17 protein-coding genes are annotated in these 16,903 nt (G+C 53.2%); 5 read left to right on the top strand and 12 right to left on the bottom strand.

All coding sequences use genetic code 11. From position 1 onward, the window contains the following. Positions 1 to 66: 66 nt before the first annotated feature. The 5 genes from POG22_RS07125 to POG22_RS07105 form a co-directional block, all read right to left on the bottom strand. Positions 67 to 297 carry a photosystem I reaction center subunit IV gene (locus POG22_RS07125; protein WP_017659509.1) on the bottom strand — a complete coding sequence of 77 codons (231 nt, stop codon included), beginning with the start codon at positions 295 to 297 and terminating at the stop codon, positions 67 to 69. A gap of 350 nt (positions 298 to 647) precedes the next feature. After that, entirely contained in the window at positions 648 to 1,106 is a 459-nt protein-coding gene (rplI, locus tag POG22_RS07120) for a 50S ribosomal protein L9 (RefSeq protein WP_026097458.1), read from the bottom strand. A 284-nt stretch (positions 1,107 to 1,390) separates the two neighbouring features. Continuing rightward, complete coding sequence (locus POG22_RS07115) at positions 1,391 to 2,515, bottom strand: RNA-guided endonuclease InsQ/TnpB family protein (protein WP_498904436.1); 1,125 nt, start codon at positions 2,513 to 2,515, stop codon at positions 1,391 to 1,393. Positions 2,516 to 2,772: 257 nt separating this feature from the next. Next, positions 2,773 to 3,123, bottom strand: coding sequence for a carbon dioxide-concentrating mechanism protein CcmK (locus tag POG22_RS07110; protein ID WP_017659505.1), 351 nt, complete (start codon positions 3,121 to 3,123; stop codon positions 2,773 to 2,775). 135 nt (positions 3,124 to 3,258) lie between these two features. Beyond that, entirely contained in the window at positions 3,259 to 3,564 is a 306-nt protein-coding gene (locus tag POG22_RS07105) for a carbon dioxide-concentrating mechanism protein CcmK (RefSeq protein ID WP_017659504.1), read from the bottom strand. 94 nt (positions 3,565 to 3,658) lie between these two features. On the opposite strand from POG22_RS07105, the gene ispF reads away from it, so the two are divergent. The 3 genes from ispF (at position 3,659) to larB (ending at position 7,282) form a co-directional block, all read left to right on the top strand. Further along, positions 3,659 to 4,147 carry a 2-C-methyl-D-erythritol 2,4-cyclodiphosphate synthase gene (ispF, locus tag POG22_RS07100; protein WP_498904434.1) on the top strand — a complete coding sequence of 163 codons (489 nt, stop codon included), beginning with the start codon at positions 3,659 to 3,661 and terminating at the stop codon, positions 4,145 to 4,147. Positions 4,148 to 4,417: 270 nt separating this feature from the next. Then, the gene (locus tag POG22_RS07095; RefSeq protein WP_498904433.1) at positions 4,418 to 6,196 is read left to right on the top strand and encodes an ABC transporter substrate-binding protein; all 1,779 of its coding nucleotides are present in this window, start codon (positions 4,418 to 4,420) and stop codon (positions 6,194 to 6,196) included. A 309-nt stretch (positions 6,197 to 6,505) separates the two neighbouring features. Continuing rightward, complete coding sequence (gene larB / locus POG22_RS07090) at positions 6,506 to 7,282, top strand: nickel pincer cofactor biosynthesis protein LarB (protein ID WP_498904432.1); 777 nt, start codon at positions 6,506 to 6,508, stop codon at positions 7,280 to 7,282. Between the two features lie 17 nt (positions 7,283 to 7,299). On the opposite strand, the gene POG22_RS07085 is transcribed toward larB, so the two are convergent. Beyond that, on the bottom strand, positions 7,300 to 8,103 hold the full coding sequence (locus POG22_RS07085) for an inositol monophosphatase family protein (RefSeq protein ID WP_498904430.1): 804 nt from the start codon (positions 8,101 to 8,103) through the stop codon (positions 7,300 to 7,302). A gap of 335 nt (positions 8,104 to 8,438) precedes the next feature. Then, on the bottom strand, positions 8,439 to 8,582 hold the full coding sequence (locus POG22_RS07080; protein ID WP_498904429.1) for a hypothetical protein: 144 nt from the start codon (positions 8,580 to 8,582) through the stop codon (positions 8,439 to 8,441). A gap of 215 nt (positions 8,583 to 8,797) precedes the next feature. Here POG22_RS07080 and POG22_RS07075 point away from each other — a divergent pair, with 215 nt between their 5' ends. After that, entirely contained in the window at positions 8,798 to 9,295 is a 498-nt protein-coding gene (locus tag POG22_RS07075) for an REP-associated tyrosine transposase (protein ID WP_498904427.1), read from the top strand. Positions 9,296 to 9,338: 43 nt separating this feature from the next. Here the strand turns inward: POG22_RS07075 and POG22_RS07070 are convergent, their stop codons facing one another. From POG22_RS07070 to POG22_RS07050, 5 genes are all read right to left on the bottom strand, one after another. After that, positions 9,339 to 9,635: a hypothetical protein gene (locus tag POG22_RS07070; RefSeq protein WP_498904426.1), complete on the bottom strand. Its 297-nt coding sequence runs from the start codon at positions 9,633 to 9,635 to the stop codon at positions 9,339 to 9,341. A 9-nt stretch (positions 9,636 to 9,644) separates the two neighbouring features. Continuing rightward, positions 9,645 to 9,893, bottom strand: a complete 249-nt coding sequence (locus POG22_RS07065) for a DUF4926 domain-containing protein (protein ID WP_498904425.1) — start codon at positions 9,891 to 9,893, stop codon at positions 9,645 to 9,647. Next, positions 9,883 to 10,224, bottom strand: coding sequence for a DUF6883 domain-containing protein (locus POG22_RS07060; RefSeq protein WP_498904423.1), 342 nt, complete (start codon positions 10,222 to 10,224; stop codon positions 9,883 to 9,885). The genes POG22_RS07065 and POG22_RS07060 overlap by 11 nt, the downstream gene beginning before the upstream one ends. Beyond that, positions 10,221 to 10,652, bottom strand: coding sequence for a hypothetical protein (locus tag POG22_RS07055; RefSeq protein WP_498904421.1), 432 nt, complete (start codon positions 10,650 to 10,652; stop codon positions 10,221 to 10,223). Before POG22_RS07055 ends, POG22_RS07060 begins: the two co-directional genes overlap by 4 nt. Positions 10,653 to 10,899: 247 nt before the next feature. Further along, complete coding sequence (locus tag POG22_RS07050; protein ID WP_498904419.1) at positions 10,900 to 13,827, bottom strand: hypothetical protein; 2,928 nt, start codon at positions 13,825 to 13,827, stop codon at positions 10,900 to 10,902. Positions 13,828 to 14,291: 464 nt separating this feature from the next. Here POG22_RS07050 and POG22_RS07045 point away from each other — a divergent pair, with 464 nt between their 5' ends. Continuing rightward, on the top strand, positions 14,292 to 16,829 hold the full coding sequence (locus tag POG22_RS07045; RefSeq protein WP_498904418.1) for a CHAT domain-containing protein: 2,538 nt from the start codon (positions 14,292 to 14,294) through the stop codon (positions 16,827 to 16,829). Positions 16,830 to 16,903: the final 74 nt, after the last annotated feature.

The following is a 16,903-nucleotide window of genomic DNA, read 5'->3' as shown; positions in this document are numbered from 1 at the left end:
AAACGCTAACCCCAAACCGCTGACGCACCTTAGCCGACGAAAACCGTCGAACTGTGCGATCGAGGTTTATTTTTTCTTCTTCTTGGGTGCTTCGACTTCCACGAGTTCGTCGAGGGCGAAGTTGTTGGTGTTGACGCCACCGGAAGCGCCACTAAAACCGGTATAGTTCACTTTGTCGAACCGAACGATAACGGGATAGCGAATCCCACTTTGGTCGATGGTCGCGACGGAGCCGACGTCTTGGTACCAATAAGATTCTTTGCGAAGAATCCGCACCTTAGAACCACGTTGAATCATAGTTTTTTTTCTCGATTGAATGAATCCAAGGGTGTTATCGCATTGGCGATCGGACTGTCCGAGACGAACTGCCTCGAATCAGCTTGTCCGTAAGATGCCAAAGCATTATTTCTCAGGGTACTACTGAGTCTGGCGTCTCGGGACGTTTGAGTCTTTAAGTTTTGTTACTCAACCCCTCGAAACACTCGAAACGACGGGTAAAACAACGGGGACGCCAGCTCGAAGCAGCTTAGCGCCCCCGTCATCGTAGCGAGTTTGAGGAAACGAGAAATTTGGTTGAATTTCGGGGTCAGTTTGCGGAAACCTGAGTTCAGCTTTGGCACACTGACTCGCGAGATGTTCGACGAGATTTACAAAGGTGTGACGTGAATTTCGATTTGCGCGGAGACGTCCGGGTGCAGTTTGATTTGCGCTTTGTAGAAACCCGTTTTGTTGATTTCGGGGAGGGTAATCGTATGGCGATCGACCTCTTGTCCGGTGGTTTCTTGAATGGCGGCGGCGACTTCGCGATCGGTGACGGTTCCGAAGATCGCATCTCCCTCGCCGACTTGTTTCTGCACGGTAAAACGGCCGATGGTTTCGAGGGCCGTTTTCTGGGATTCCGCGTCCCTTTTCAGTTGGGCGATCCGTTCGAGTTCTTGTTGTTTGCGGAGTTCGACTTGTTTGAGAATTCCCGGCGTCGTCGGAACCGCCATTTTTTGGGGAATTAAGTAATTTCTCGCGTAGCCGGGAGCGACATCGACGACGTCACCCGCTTTGCCGAGTTTGCGAACGTCTCGATCGAGCAGGAGTTGAACGCGCTTCTTCATGATAGTTTTCGAGCGATGATGACGATAGGATTCGAGGAAACTTAAAAAGACGGATTTGGCAGCAGCGATCGCAAACGTGCCGATCGCCCCGTCAAAAGTCCGATCTCTCATTCTATGGGGTTGCCGGATCGATGGCAACCTCCAACGAAAGATGAAGTGATGATGGGATGACCTGATGATGGGAAATCTTCTCACCTCATCATCTTCCCATCACCCCAGCTCGATTAGGACGAGGAAGAAGAGTTGACAAACTCCCCGCGAGTCACGCGACGGGGATTCTGGGTTCAAACAGCCAATGCAGGCGGAGCCTGACTAACTTCGCCTAACCCACAGGTTGATGCCCCAACCTGTTTGATGTTAATTGCGGCGTTTTCGTCCCGGTCGTTTTCCGACCCGCAGGACGGGCAGCGCCACCGCCTCACGCTTAAATCCAACTCGTCCAGAACATAGCCGCAGCAGGAGCAGGTCTTACTGGACGGGAACCAGCGATCGATGTAGGCAACGGTTTTTCCTTTCTTCTGGGCAACCCATTCCAAAATTTGCAGGAACGACCGAAATCCTAGGTCGGATATCTTGCGCCCCCATAACCGTTGCATGGCTTTCAAGTTCAGCGTCTCGAAGTAGAGAACGTCAAACTGGTCGGTCAGCCAGTGCGCTAGTTTCCAAAACCAGTCTTCTCGTCGGTGAGCGATGTCCTCGTGGCGACGAACTAGGTTTTTCCGAGCGCGTTCTCGGTTGTTCGACCCTTTCTGCTTGCGAGACAGTTCTCGGTTCGCCTTTTGAATCTCGCGGAGAGATTGCTTGAAAAACAGCGGTGCGTCAATGCTGAAGCCTTCAGAGGTCGTGAGAAACGTTTTCAGTCCGAAGTCAAAGCCAGCGCTTTTACCCATCTCGACTTTGACAATCGGCTCTGAAGAAGCGTCTACCGTGACCAACAGAAACATCTCTCCCAAGGGAGTCCGTTTAACCGTCACGGTCTTAATTTTTCCCTCAATTTCTCTGGACTTCCAGAATTGATACACCCGACCGCAGATTTTGACTCGATTTCCACCGAGAAACTTGTAGTTGTTCTGCTTGAGAGTAAACGACTTGTACTTTTTGACTTTTTTAAACCCAGGAGGACGAACCCCTTTGTCTCTGTGCTTAAAAAACAACTGATACACTTTTTCAATACGCTGGCAGATGTCTTGCACGGCTTGAGCGTCAACGGTTTTCCAAAAAGGATTCCGTTTCCTGAGTTTAGCGATATGCTTCTGGAGCTTGGCGCAGTTCAAGTGTTTGCCCCACATCCGATAGTACCGACGATGTAACGCAATACAGTGGTTGTAAATCGTTCCCGAGGCGTTGACGATGCGCTTCAGGTGGCGATTTCGCTTGTGGTTGTACAGCTTGAACTTGAGTGTCTTCATGTTATGACGATCGCATATTGGGGTAGTCAATGGGTAGCCAGCTATATGAGCTATATGAAATTAAGGCTAAGTGTCAGGATTGAGGCAGGACGACTTGAGAAGCTAAGACGGATTGCCAAGCAGAAGCGCAAAACGATGACTCAACTAATCGAAGATTGGATAGATAGGATTAAGGAAGCTGACGGCGCTGTGGATGCCGCACGAGTCGCTTTTCCACCCCGCGCTAAAGCAGCGGGGCGATCGAGCTCCCGACCTATTCACGTATTGGACAACCGAGGCATTCTCACCCCTTCGACCGCATCGCGAAAGGCTTCGACATTAGGACTGAAATCGATCGGCAACACGGCCACGACGTTTTCGTGAGGACGGGGAATAATAACCCAAGATTCCAGAGTTGCCCCTTCCGTGCGTTCGACGGCGGCGATTCCGGCGTCCATCGCTTGTTTGACTTCCGAAACGTCACCCCGGATGTTCACCGTAAATCGGGCGCTTCCGACACGGATATATCCAACGAGGGTAACTCGTCCGGCTTTCACCATCGCATCGGCGGCGGCTAAAATACCGGGGAATCCCTTCGTTTCGATCGCTCCAACTGCCTGTTGTGTCACTGTTCGTCTCCTAGAGTTCGCAAATCTCAAAAAAAGCTTCGCCCGAATACGTCCGCTCCCTATTCTAAGGAGTGTGGCGACGTTGTTTGAAACTGTTTTTCAAACAAGTTTGTTGAAGGGTTCACGTCGATCGCCCTATCGAAACGGCTCGCTGGCTTCCGTATACTCGAGCGGCAACACGGCAACCACGTTTTCAGGAGGATTGGGAACGATATAGTGAGAGATAATCTCACCCCCAAAGGTTTTTTCAACCGCTTCGAGTCCGGCGTCCATCGACTGTTTCACTTCTGAAATCGGACCGCGAAAGGCGATCGCGAACTGACCTCTTTCAGCCTTATCGAAATACACCAACGTCACTCGCCCCGCCTTCACGACCGCATCGGCCGCCGCTAAAATAGACGGAAACCCGAGGCTTTGAATCATACCGACGGCAACGGGCATGAGGACGACTCCTCCAACGCAATTGGGCTATCCAATTGTACAAGTTAACTGTCACAAGTTACGATCGAAGCTCGTAAACTTCGATCGCGCCCCCATGAACGTTCGGATCGGTAACGGTTACGACATTCACCGCCTCGGCGAAGGACGCCCCCTCATCCTCGGCGGTGTCGAAATTCCCCACCCCCTCGGTCTCGTCGGTCACAGCGACGCCGACGTTCTCACCCATGCCATCATGGATGCCATGCTCGGCGCTCTAGCCTTGGGCGATATCGGTCACTACTTTCCCCCCACCGACGATCGCTGGAAAGGCGCCAACAGCCTCGTTCTCCTCGAACGAGTCAACGAACTCCTACACGAGAGAGGTTGGCACGTCAGCAATCTCGACAGCGTCATCGTCGCCGAACGCCCCAAACTCAAACCGCACCTGGCCGGTATGCAAGTGAAACTGTCCCACACGCTGCAACTCGATCCTACCGCCATCAGCATCAAAGCCACCACCAACGAAAAGCTCGGCCCCGTCGGACGCGAAGAAGGAATCGCCGCTTACGCCGTCGCCCTACTCGTCACCAACGAAAAGTCATAACGAGAAGCCGTAGGGTGCTGTGACGCGGGCGAAAAAATGGCGTCGAAGTCCAGTCAATGTTGTCCCCGCGTCACGCACCTTTTACAGTCACCAGTCACCAGTCACCAGTCACCAGTCACCAGTCACCAGTGAAGACAGCCACCAGTGAAGACAGCCACCAGTCACCAGTGAGGTGATGAGGCTAAACGTTTACCTGTTCGCTATGCTCACTCTTCCCTCTTCACTCTTCCCTCTTCCCTGAAAAAGCTCCCCCTCTCCTAAAAAAACGCCATGTCACTCGTTTCTCACCTCGTCCGAAAATGGCATCGTTGGCTCGCCGTTGCGATCGCCAGTTTCGCCTTGTTTGGACTCGGCGGATGTAGCCTCGAGGACTTCCGCGTCGATGCAGCTGAAGGAACGCAACTGATCCTCGGACAACTCGGCGATCCCAAAACCTTTAACGCCGCCCTCAGCAAAGAATATCCCAACGTTTTTACCTATACCTATAACGGACTCGTCGATACCAACGGCGTGACGACAGAGATCGAACCAGCGTTAGCCGAATCTTGGGAAATTTCCGACGATACATTGAGGATCGTCTTTACGCTGCGGGAAAACCTCCGTTGGTCTGACGGAGAACCGCTCACCGCCGACGACGTGGTATTTACCTACAACGACGTTTACTTCAACGAACAAGTCCCCACCTCGACTCGTCACGTTTTGCGCGTCGGAGAAAGTGGGGCGTTTCCTATTGTCCGAAAGCTCGACGATCGCCGAGTCGAATTTATCCTTCCCGAGCCGTTTTCGCCGTTGCTACGTGCCTTGAGTTCGGAAATTCTTCCCGAACATATTTTACGACCGGCGATTGAAGAAACGGACGACGACGGCAATCCAGTCTTTAACAGTACTTGGGGAACCGATACCGATCCGACCCAAATTGTCGTCAACGGTCCTTATCGCCTCAACCGATACGTTCCCAGCCAGCGAGTCGTTTTCGAGCGCAATCCTTATTACTGGCGCAAAGACGACCGAGGCATTCCACAACCGTATATCGATCGCATCGTTTGGCAGATCGTCGAGAACCAAGACACACAGCTTTTACAATTTCGCTCGGGGGGATTGAGTGCGGTGAGCGTCGCACCGCAGTATTTTTCGTTACTCAAACGAGAAGAGGAACGAGGAAATTTTACCATCTACGAAGACGGGCCTGCCCTCGGTACGACGTTTATTTCATTTAACCTCAACAAAGGCATAAAACCCGACGGAACGCCCCTCATCGATCCGGTTAAATCTAAATGGTTTAATACGTTGGAATTTCGTCGAGCAGTCGCCCACGCCATCGATCGCCAAACGATGATTAATACCATTTATCGTGGTTTAGGCGAGCTTCAACATTCTCCGATTTCAATTCAAAGTCCCTATTACTATTCCCCCGAGGAAGGACTTCCCGCTTACGATTACGACATTAAAAAAGCCAAGGAACTGTTGCTCGGTGTGGGTTTCCAATACGACGATCGCGATCGCCTCCTCGATGCTGAAGGAAATCGCGTCGAATTTACCCTCATCACCAACGCAGGGAATCAAGTTCGCGAAGCACTCGGCGCTCAAATCAAGCAAGATTTAAGTCAAATTGGCATTAAAGTTAACTTTACTCCCATCGATTTCAACAACCTCGTCAGCAAACTCTCGAACGATCTCGATTGGGAATGTCACTTACTCGGCTTTACGGGGAGTATCGAACCTCACGGCGGGTTGACGATTTGGTCGGTTGACGGAACTTTGCACTCCTTCAACCAAAAATCGGAAGTCATGGAACTTGAAGGACGAGAAGTTTCAGAGTGGGAGAAAGAAATCGAGCGGCTTTATATTCAAGGCTCTCAAGTTTTTGGAGACGAAGAACGCAAAGCAATTTACGCCCAAGCTCAAACCATCGTCCAAGAACAATTACCGTTTATTTACCTCGTCAATCCTTTGTCAATGGGTGCGATTCGGAACGATCTTCAAAACATTAAATATTCGGCATCGGGCGGTGCATTTTGGAATATTTATGAAATCTCAATTGAAGAATAGATCGAAATGTAAAACCTTTAAATTTTTCGTCAATACTGCGTTTAAAATCCCAAAAATATCTGGTGATACGGAATCCGAATTTCAACACTTCGACTTCGCTCGCTTCGACTCCGCTCAACGTTGAGTCCGAGCGGAGTCGAGGACTCAAATACTGGTTTTGCCCAACCCGGCAAGTCCCTCTATCCCCCCAACCCCCCTTTGAAAGGGGGGCTAAGGGGGGATGTGGTAAAGACTTCTTGAAACCTAGCTTATCGGAAAAGGGTAGAGTATGACTGGTGACTGGCGACTGGTGACTGGCGACTGAAAAATATGGATGCCGATACTCTAAAAATACTACTCGATGCTGTAGCGATGGGACAGCTCGATCCCAAAACGGCCTTGGAAAAGTTAAAACACTTCGCCTACGAACCGGTTGGAGACTTTGCCAAAATTGACAACCATCGGAGTTTGAGAACCGGATTTCCTGAAGTGATTTGGGGACAAGATAAAACCCCCGAACAAATTGCCGAAATTATGTTAGCCATGCACGATCGCCATCCGACGGTGATGGCAACCCGCGTTTCAGCAGAAGTATACGCCCAAGTGCGCGATCGCGTGCGGGACGTGCGTTACTATCCCCAAGCGAGAATTTGTGCGATCGCCCCTCATCCCCTCGAACCCCGTTATCCCGGTGCGATCGGCGTTCTCAGTGCCGGAACCGCCGATCTCCCCGTCGCCGAAGAAGCCGCCACCACCGCCGAACTCTGCGGGTTTGAAGTATTGCGGTTGTGGGATGTCGGCGTTGCGGGACTGCACCGTCTGCTAGACAACCGCCACCTCCTCACCAAAGCCCACGTTCTGATCGTCGTCGCCGGAATGGAAGGCGCATTACCCAGCGTCGTCGCCGGACTCGTCGATTGTCCCGTCATCGGCGTTCCCACCAGCATCGGCTACGGCGTCAGTTTTAACGGCGTCGCCCCGTTGTTGACCATGTTAAACTCCTGTGCGGCGGGAATCGGCGTCGTCAACATCGATAACGGGTTCGGGGCTGCCGTATTAGCCGGACAGATTTTAAGAACCGCCCACCGCATCGCTGAAAATCGCTAGTTTCCGAGCGTTCCGCGTTATTCAGGCGAAATCTGTCGGCGAAACACCTCCACCAACGCCTCCCGCGAGACCACCAACGACGGAACCGGCCGTTTGAGATAATCCTGATGTTCGACTAACGGAAACACGGACTCTCCATCCAAAAAAACCCAAGCTGCCCCCGCCGCTCGTACAATGGCGTACACCGCCGCAATATCCCAAACCTTGGGCGTGGCTTCCGCTGCCCCCAAGCAAATGCCCGACGCCACCGTCAACAGATTGTACGTCGCCGCACCCACCATACGAATTTTGCAGGGAAAAGGATGCTTGACCCAAGAGACGCTGCGAGAACAGAAGCTGAAAAGGTGATTGTCCGAAGGTTCGTCAGGACTCACGCGAATCGGTTCGCCGTTGAAATACGCACCGCTGGGAACCTCTAGCCTCGTCTCTCCGTTCCAGAAGCCGTGAAACGTCTGTTGGATGGGGGGAAAGTGAACCAGCCCAAAGACCGGCGTACCGCGATAGAGTAAACCGAGTGAGATACCCCAGACAGGAATACCTCGGGCGAAATTGGTGGTTCCGTCGATAGGATCGATAACCCAACACCATTCGCGATCGGGGAACGTTTGGCTACCTTCTTCCGTGAGGATGCCATGTTCGGGGAATTCCTTGGCGATCGCGTCACTGAGGGCGTTATCCGCCCAAACATCAGATTTAGTGACGAGGCTACCATCGTTTTTTTCCTCTGGCGTCGCCGCACCGAAGTCGTCGATAAGTTTCTTACCAACCCGTTGGGTGAGAGTTTGGCTGAAGTGGGTGATATGGTTCCAGTTCGTGGACATGGGGATTAAACCGATTAACAACCGTAGGGTGCCGTGACGCGGGCAAGAAAATTGTCGCATCTCACCGTCTCATGACCGTCCCGCGTCACGCACCGCGCCCACCGACAAACCTCCACACCAACCTTACCGCCCCCACCGACAAATCGAATCCCAACCCGTAGGGTGCCGTGACGCGGACAACCCAATTATCACATTTCACCGTCTCATGACCGTCCCGCGTCACGCACCGCGCCCACCGACAAACCCCCGAACCACATCACCGTCCCCAACAATCGATCGAATCCAACCCGTAGGGTGCCGTGACGCGGACAACCCAATTATCGCATCTCACCGTCTCATGACCGTCCCGCGTCACGCACCGCGCCCACCGACCCACCTTGCACCCACCTTACCGCCTCCAACCGACCCACCTCCACACCAACCGTTACGGTTCCCACCGAAGAATCGAATCCCAACCCATCATCGGGATCGATCTCCATAATGCCTCGATGGGGTTATGGTTCCATTGGTTGGTGGGATTCGAGACGAGGTTGTGTGGTTTGTGTCGGTTGGGGGGCGATACGGAGGTGTTTCATGGGTCGGTTGGGGGCGGTGCGTGACGCGGGATTTTCAGGGGACGGTGGGAGGCGAAGATTTTTGCCCCGCGTCACAGCACCCTACGGTACAATATCTGGGTGTTGTTTGAACGACGGCTATGCCCAATTACCGACGAGATCGCACGCCGGGAGCCACGTTTTTTATCACGCAAGTCACCTATCATCGACAGCCTTGGTTGTGTCGAACCATTGCGCGGAAAACGCTGCGGGAAGCCATCGAACGAGTTCGTCAAAAATATCCATTTCAAATTGATGCCTTCGTTCTCCTTCCCGACCATTTTCATACCCTTTGGACGTTACCCGAAAACGATGGGAATTGTTCGACGCGAATGCGGTTAATTAAAACCCATGTAACGCGGAAAATTCGTCGGATTTTAAATTTGGAAATTCCCGAAACCCGCTCTCGATACGAACGAGGGGAACGTAATCTATGGCAACGTCGTTTTTTCGATCGTCGAATGCGAGACAAACGGGAGTTTAAAAACCATTTCGATTATATTCATAAAAATCCCGTCAAACATGGGTTATGTCAAAATCCCACCGATTGGCCTTATTCCACCATCCATCGCTTCAACCGAAACCAAGACCCGTACTGAGATGATGGGATGATGGGGTGATGGGACGAAAACCCCATCCCAATTATTGACATTTTTGTGTTTTTATGGTAACAGACACAAACCCCGTAGGGTGCTGTGACGCGGGGGCAAAAATGCCGCCTCCCACCGTCAAATGACGTTCCCGCGTCACGCACCACGCCCACCGACAAACCCCGCACCCACCGTTACGGTTCCCCACCGACGAACAACCGTAGGGTGCTGTGACGCGGGGGCAAAAATGCCGCCTCCCACCGTCAAATGAAATTCCCGCGTCACGCACCGCGCCAACCGACAAACCCCGCACCCACATCAACGCCGCCAACCGACGAACCCCATTCAATTCCTCTTGTCACCCCGAAACATCGCTCAATTGACGCACTTGAAGAAGTTCGTTTCGTTGCAAAGGCGCAATTTGAGACTCACTCACGGTGACAACGGCAAGCGTTTCTCCAAGAGCGTTAAAGACTTCCAACGTATAGCCATCTTCAGCATCGGGGACTTGATGGTATTCAACGACGGTTGCCACGTCACCTTTTTGCAGTCGATATTTAGGTAAATCTGCCTGTAAAACGACGCGGCTAAAATACTCAAATTTCACGGTTTTTCTCCTTGTTGGGAAACAGAGTTATAAATTTAAAGTTTTGAGTCGCAAGTTCAAACATCCAGATCGTTACGATATTTAATTCAATATTATTACGCCCGGTCAGAATTCCTATAATTTGGTATTTTCTTCCAAATATATTTTCTTCGATAAACATGGCATCTCGAGTTAAAATTTGTTGCCTTAAATCCACTTCTAATTGTTGCCAATTCTCTCGGGAATATCCGGCTCGGAGTAAAAAAGCAGATTTATCATCAAACGGTTTGGGTTTGAGAAGATACTCAGTCAGTTTGGCTGGTGCGATGATGGCATTTTGAGGCAACTTCACCGGACAAAAACAGCGATACAACGCATATTTATTTTAACAGTTTTCAACACGCACACCCCGTAGGGTGCTGTGACGCGGGGGCAAAAATGCCGCATCCCACCGTCAAATGATATTCCCGCGTCACGCACCGCGCCAACCCACAAACCCCGCACCCACATCAACGCCGCCAACCGACAAATCCCCAAAACGCGGGGGCAAAAATGCCGCATCCCACCGTCAAATGACATTCCCGCGTCACGCACCGCGCCCACCGACAAACCCCGCACCCACATCAACGCCGCCAACCGACGAATCCCCAAAACGCGGGGGTAAAAATGCTGCATCCCACCGTCAAATGACATTCCCGCGTCACGCACCGCGCCAACCCACAAACCCCGCACCCACATCAACGCCGCCAACCGACGAATCGAATCCCCATCCATTTTCACAAAATGCCTCGATACGGAGGCGTTGCATGGGTTGGTTGGGGGGCGATACGGAGGTGTTTCATGGGTCGATTGGGGGCGGTGCGTGACGCGGGATTTTCATGAAAGGCTGGGAGGCGATAATGTTTCTGCCCGCGTCACAGCACCCTACGGGTTTTTGGCGTGTGGAAATTGGGGAAGGTGCGAAAACAGAAATAGGGTGGGCAATTGCCCACCCTACCAGCTTCTAATTAGATGTGAAGTCGTCTAATTAGAGAAGTGTGAAACCGCCACCTGCGCTCAGGTCAGCTTCACTTTGAAAATCAACCAGGTTGTTGGCATCAGTAATGCTAGCTGTAGTGAGACCAGGAATGACTGCCATGAGAGTCATCACCGTGCCGTTACCGATGTACAAGCCACCGCTCGTGTTGTCGTAGCTGACTTGACCTAAATCGTCTAAGCTTCCAATACTACCCACACCAGCGAGCCCTTGATCGATTTTTGCAAAGTCACCAGCAAAGGCAGCACTACCTGAATCATAGTTGTTGAGGATCTTGTCAGCGTCAGTACCAGCGACGAGATCGGGATCGATTTGTCCGAAGAGAGCACCAGCTCCGTTAAAGGTAGCTAGAGCAGTTCCTACATTTCCTGCATTATCGTAGGCAGTGAATGCATTGATTTCCAAAACGAGCTTGTCTGTATTGGCGGTGAAGCCAGTCAAGGTATCAACGTTGAAGCCGGCAGTGAGATAGCCAGCGTCAATCACAGAAGCTGAGCCACCTGCGGTGGAACCGTTGCTGTCTCCAATTTGATCGCCAATCTGCGTAATCGCAGCACCATCCGTTCCAACTAGAATCCCGTTGTTTGCAGAAGCACCATCGGCGACACTATATTCAAAGGGGCTAAATGGAGCTTGCGTCCCACCGATATCAGTCGCACCAGTACGAGGATCGGGGTTCAGGACATTCTCACCATTAGTACCGCTGAATGCCAGATCGGGATTGCTACCAGCAGGACGGCTGAATTGATTGAGCAGACCCTGAATTGCACCAGTTTCGTTCGTACGCCGCAAGACAAATTCGTCGTTACCAGCACCACCGTCGAGGCTATCGCCACCAGATACTTGTATCAGCCCTGCCAGTGCATCATTCATCGAACCGGCCTGAGCTAAGGTAGCGAATTGAGTGAAATCACCAGCATCAGGACCCGGACCACCATAAAGCTGATCGTTTCCAACACCGCCGAGCAGAACATCTCCACCGTACTTCGCACCTTGGAGAATATCATCTCCGCCACCCGCATCAATGAATACAGCCGGAGTACTCGTTCCAAAAGTGCTGGTTGCATCTGTGCCAACACCAAGCTGATCGGCACTATCATCATTACCACCAGTGAGGGTGATTGCAGCACCTTCGACACCAGCAGCATCCGAGCCTAGGCTTTGGATAACGATTTTCTCTTCGCCAGCTCCACCATCAATGACAGCGCCTGCTCCGACAAAAGGAATCGAACCGTTCGTACCGTTGAAGAAGTCGTTGCCATCTCCACCGGAAACAGTCGCACCAGCCGCAACCGCATCGATATTGATAGTATCGCTGCCTTCTGCACCATCGACTGCACCACCAAGGGTACTGATATCCAGCAGATCGTCACCAGCACCGCCATCGACCATACCGCCAGCAGCCACGCTGCCCGTAATCTCGATGGTGTCGTTACCTTCACCACCCATGACCGAACCGGTCGAGGCAACGTTAAGCGCTTGAATCTCGTCATCGCCGCCACTGGTGTTGACTTGACCCGTCACCGTACCAGAGAACCCGATGATGTCGGGGGCTTGGTTGTCCGTAATCAGACCGCCAGAGGTCAAACCGCGTTCGACAACACTTTGATCCCCTTGAACGAACCAGGTGGCTTCACCGCCAAATTCATCCGTCGGTTTAACGGTGACGGTGGTGTTGAGAGCGTTTACACCCATGTAGGTGTTCAGACCCTCTTCGTCGAAGACGATGTTGTCGCCGTCGGTGAACATATAGGTGTCGTTACCGAGACCGCCGTCCATACTGTCGCCGCCGGCTGCGGTTCCAGAGAGGACATCGTTACCGCTGTGACCGATGAGGTTGTTTCCGCCGTCTTGCGAGATGAGGTAGTCGTCCCCACCAGCGGTTCCGGCGTTTTCGTTGTCGCCAGCCACGGTGACGCCGCTTCCGGACGCCATAATCGTGTCGTTACCGAAGCCGTCGGTGAGAGTGGGGTTGTCGCCCCACATTTGTCCGCCACCGGCGAAGCTCAACTCCATCATGTCGTCGCCAGCATCGCCAAAGGCAAACGATTCACCGCTAGAGCTTCCGGTAAAGACATCGTTACCCTGACCGCCAGCCATGGTGACGCCACCGCCAACGCTGTCGCCGAGACGTAGTACGTCGTCTCCAGCATTACCTGCCATCAAGTGGTCGCTTCCGGCTGCGACATAGAGGGTGTCGTCGCCGACATCAGTTCCGGCGATCGCACCGCCAGTGGGATCGACGTCACCGTTGAGAATCGCACCGCTGATGCTGTCGCTGAGTACAGCCAGGTAGTCGGCACCGAGGTCGCCGAACAGGACTCCACCTTCACCAGCGACATCGCTGCCGTAGGTTACGGTGTCGTCGTCCTTACCACCGTACATGCTGTCACCAGCGTTTCCGGCTTCCATGGTGTCAGAACCGGCGTTACCGAACATCAAGCTCGGGTCGTCGGGGCCACCTTTGATGTAGTCGGCGCCGTCGCCGCCGGCCATGGTATCGTCGCCTTCGAGACCGACTAACGAATCGTTGCCTTCTCCTCCGAGGAAAATGTTTTCGGCTTCTTCCGCCATCAGGTAGTCGTTACCGCCACCACCGAACAGGGTGTTCCCACCTTCTTCAGACATGACAACATCGTCGCCAAGGTCTCCAGACATTAAGACGCGACCACTATCGTTAAACAGGGTGTCGTTGTCTTTTCCGCCAAAGACGCTGTCAGCAACGCCTTGACTGTTGATGTAGTCGTCGCCTTCGTTTCCGAAGAGTAACGAGCCAAGGTTGGGATCTCCGTTGAGAACGCTGCTGAGGGTATCGTCACCCGCAGAACCAGCCGCAGCTCCTTTGGTCTGTGTGAGACCGAGCAAATTATCTCGCTCGTCTCCAATCAAAATTTCGTTAAAACTTCCGAGTGCAGTCACTTATCGCTCCTCTTCCTCGCTAACGGTTTGTCGAATGTACCCTACGCATCTAGCATCTAGTTGACTGTGCGTTACGGCGGAATTAAACAGGTTGTTGTTTAATCCAGCTTGTTTGACCGCCTAACACACCCTACGCGGGTACGATCGGTTCTCAGTCTCGCTGTACGCATAACAGTCGCCAATTTACAGCATGGACACTGATATTGTCTAGATCGGTGGGAACACGCAATCTCAGTTGGTTTGACTCTGTGTGAGAAGGGCTTCTGTTCAGAGCGATCCAGGGGAGTTGCGCGTCCTAGCGACGGACTTGGCGACTTTTATTAGGTTTAGTCTGAACGAGCTGGGAAAATGTTCCCAGTGAGTTTGACTTTTTTTGGCTTAACGTTTTTTAACACCTTCGATCCATACCACATTGGCTCTCGATAGACAATCGATCGCACGCCTATTACCACAAAATAAATAAAATGTCAATGTTTTTGGTAGGACTGTCGATCTCCACCTCGATCGCCCTTTCTCCCCCGCTCTCCTTCTCCCCCTCTCCCTCGCTCCCCTTCTCCCTCTCCTCTTCCCAACTCGACCCCATCGCCCGAGGTCAACAATACTATGAAGCCGGGCGGTTTGCAGAAGCAGCGTCGGTCTGGGAAACGGCAGCCCGAGGGTACGATCGCCGCCACGATCGCCTCAACGAAGCCCTCAGTCGCATTTATCTATCTCTGGCCTACCAACGGCTCGGACAGTGGGACGCGGCCGGAGACGCCCTCGACCGGGTGCGATCGCTCCTCAGCCCCGATCCGTCTACGGACGTCGAACGGCAAATTCGCGCCCTCTTCCTCAACACCCTCGGACAGTGGCAGTTCGAGCGCGGCGATCCCGAAAGCGCCCTCGCGACGTGGCAAGCGGCCGAAACCACTTACATCGCGATCGCCGATGAGACCGGACGGTTCGGCAGCCAAATCAACCAAGCACAGGCGTTGCAAACCTTGGGACTGTATCGACGGGCGAAAGTCCTCCTCGAACGCGTCACGCAACAGCTCGAAGAGACTCCAGACTCCACCCTGAAAGCCCGAGGGTTGCGGAGCTTGGGAACAGTCCTGCACATGATGGGTCGAATCGGAGAGGCGCAGCGAATTTTAGAGCGGAGTTTAGCTGTGGCGACGGCGGTGGGAGATGAAGAGGGGGTGCGGGGGGCGTTGCTGAGCTTGAGCGATACGGCACGGGATTTAGGAGATACGGAAACCGCCTTGGACGCCTATGACTGGGTCGCGCGACGCAGCGAGGGACTCGATCGCCTAGAAGTGCAGCTCGATCGGTTAAGCTTGTGGATCGAAACCGACGAGTTCGATAGGGCGCGATCGCTGTTACCCGAAATCACCGCACTGCTCGAAACCCTACCGGTCAGTCGCCGCTCGGTATACGCGCGAGTCAACTTGGCACAAAGTTGGCAGCGCCTGTTCCCCAACGACCGAGAAACCGTCGCGAGGTTGTTGGCACGAGCGGCAACGGAAGCCGCAGAATTGGGGGATCTCCGCGCTCGATCTTACAGCTTGGGAGAACTCGGACATCTCTACGAACGCCTCGGACAACTCGAAGACGCCCGAACCCTCACCGAGCGATCGCTGGCTCTGGCGCAAGCCATCCATACCCCCGACTTGCTAGCACGGTGGCAATGGCAGTTAGGACGCGTTCTAGCCCGACAAAGCGACTATGACAACGCCCTCGTCGCCTATCGCGAAGCCGTCGCGACGTTGAAGGTCGTTCGGGGAGATTTAGCCTCGTTCGAGACGGACTTGCGATTTTCCTTCCGCGAGCAGGTCGAACCCGTCTATCGAGAATTTGTCAGCTTGCTTCTCCAAAAAGCCGAACTGCACCGATCGCGCGATCGAGACCGGTTCGATGCCCTAGTGGGCGAAGCGCGAAAGGCGATCGAATCTTTACAACTGGCCGAACTCGACAACTTCTTTCGAGAAGCCTGTTTGGACGTTCGGCCAGTTTCGATCGACGCCATCGATCCCCACGCCGCAGTGGTTTACCCGATCGTTTTACCCGATCGCCTGTTCGTCATTCTCTCCGTGGCCGGGCATCCCCTACAACTGTTTTCAACTGAGGTTTCTCAAACCCAAGTTGAAGAAAAAGTAGCGAAAATGCTCGAATCGCTACACCTAGCCTATTCAGATCTCGATAGACTCGAAATTTCTCAAACCCTCTACGACTGGCTGTTAAAACCCGAAGAAGACGTTTTAAAACGAGAAGAGATCGAAACCCTGGTGTTCGTTCTCGACAGCGCGTTACAAACCCTACCCCTAGCAGCGTTACACGACGGCAAACGCTATCTCATCGAACGCTACGCGATCGCTCTGAGTCCCAGCTTGTACCTGTTCGCACCACAATCTCCGTTACCCGATCGCCCCCAGGTTCTCAGTGGCGGACTGACAGAAGCTCGCCGAGGATTTCCCGCACTCCCCGGAGTCGCCACCGAACTCGATCGCATTGCCCGATATTTGCCGACGCGGGTTTTACTTGACGATAAGTTCACCGAGCAACAGCTCGAAACCCAAGTGCGATCGCGCGATTTCAACATCGTTCACCTCGCCACCCACGGTCAGTTTAGTTCCAACGCCGACGATACGTTTCTGCTCACCTGGGACGGCCGCCTGAACGTCAGAGATTTCGATCGCTGGTTGCAAGCTCGCCGCTTCGGCCGATCGATCGACTTACTGGTACTCAGTGCCTGTCAAACCGCGTTAGGAGACGAACGAGCAGTATTGGGTTTAGCCGGAATGGCCGTGCGATCGGGCGCTCGCAGCACTCTCGCCACCCTATGGTCAGTTCGCGATCGCTCGACGACCCAACTCATGGACGAATTTTACCGCCAACTGACCCAACAGCCGCGACCGAACAAGGCAGAAGCCTTACGCCGCGCCCAACTCCATCTCTTGCGAGAGTCACCGTACAACCATCCGTTTTTCTGGGCGCCGTTTGTGGCGATCGGCAACTGGCAATAGATTTACAGTCACCAGCCTTTTACAGTGAGCAGTGAACAGTGAGCAGTGAACAGTGGAGACAGTTGACAGTTTCT

This window comes from Geitlerinema sp. CS-897, from assembly GCF_028368005.1.
GTDB classification, from domain to species: domain Bacteria; phylum Cyanobacteriota; class Cyanobacteriia; order Cyanobacteriales; family Geitlerinemataceae; genus Baaleninema; species Baaleninema simplex.
The sequence above is the reverse complement of the archived record's forward strand: the minus strand, read 5'-3'. Positions and strand labels throughout refer to the sequence as shown.

Excerpts from the sequence above, each read along its gene's own strand:
- POG22_RS07125 (WP_017659509.1), bottom strand. The coding sequence starts at position 297 with ATGATTCAACGTGGTTCTAAGGTGCGGATTCTTCGCAAAGAATCTTAT.
- rplI (WP_026097458.1), bottom strand. The coding sequence starts at position 1,106 with ATGAAGAAGCGCGTTCAACTCCTGCTCGATCGAGACGTTCGCAAACTC.
- POG22_RS07115 (WP_498904436.1), bottom strand. The coding sequence starts at position 2,515 with ATGAAGACACTCAAGTTCAAGCTGTACAACCACAAGCGAAATCGCCAC.
- POG22_RS07105 (WP_017659504.1), bottom strand. The coding sequence starts at position 3,564 with ATGCCCGTTGCCGTCGGTATGATTCAAAGCCTCGGGTTTCCGTCTATT.
- ispF (WP_498904434.1), top strand. The coding sequence starts at position 3,659 with ATGAACGTTCGGATCGGTAACGGTTACGACATTCACCGCCTCGGCGAA.
- POG22_RS07095 (WP_498904433.1), top strand. The coding sequence starts at position 4,418 with ATGTCACTCGTTTCTCACCTCGTCCGAAAATGGCATCGTTGGCTCGCC.
- larB (WP_498904432.1), top strand. The coding sequence starts at position 6,506 with ATGGATGCCGATACTCTAAAAATACTACTCGATGCTGTAGCGATGGGA.
- POG22_RS07085 (WP_498904430.1), bottom strand. The coding sequence starts at position 8,103 with ATGTCCACGAACTGGAACCATATCACCCACTTCAGCCAAACTCTCACC.
- POG22_RS07080 (WP_498904429.1), bottom strand. The coding sequence starts at position 8,582 with ATGGAGATCGATCCCGATGATGGGTTGGGATTCGATTCTTCGGTGGGA.
- POG22_RS07075 (WP_498904427.1), top strand. The coding sequence starts at position 8,798 with ATGCCCAATTACCGACGAGATCGCACGCCGGGAGCCACGTTTTTTATC.
- POG22_RS07045 (WP_498904418.1), top strand. The coding sequence starts at position 14,292 with ATGTCAATGTTTTTGGTAGGACTGTCGATCTCCACCTCGATCGCCCTT.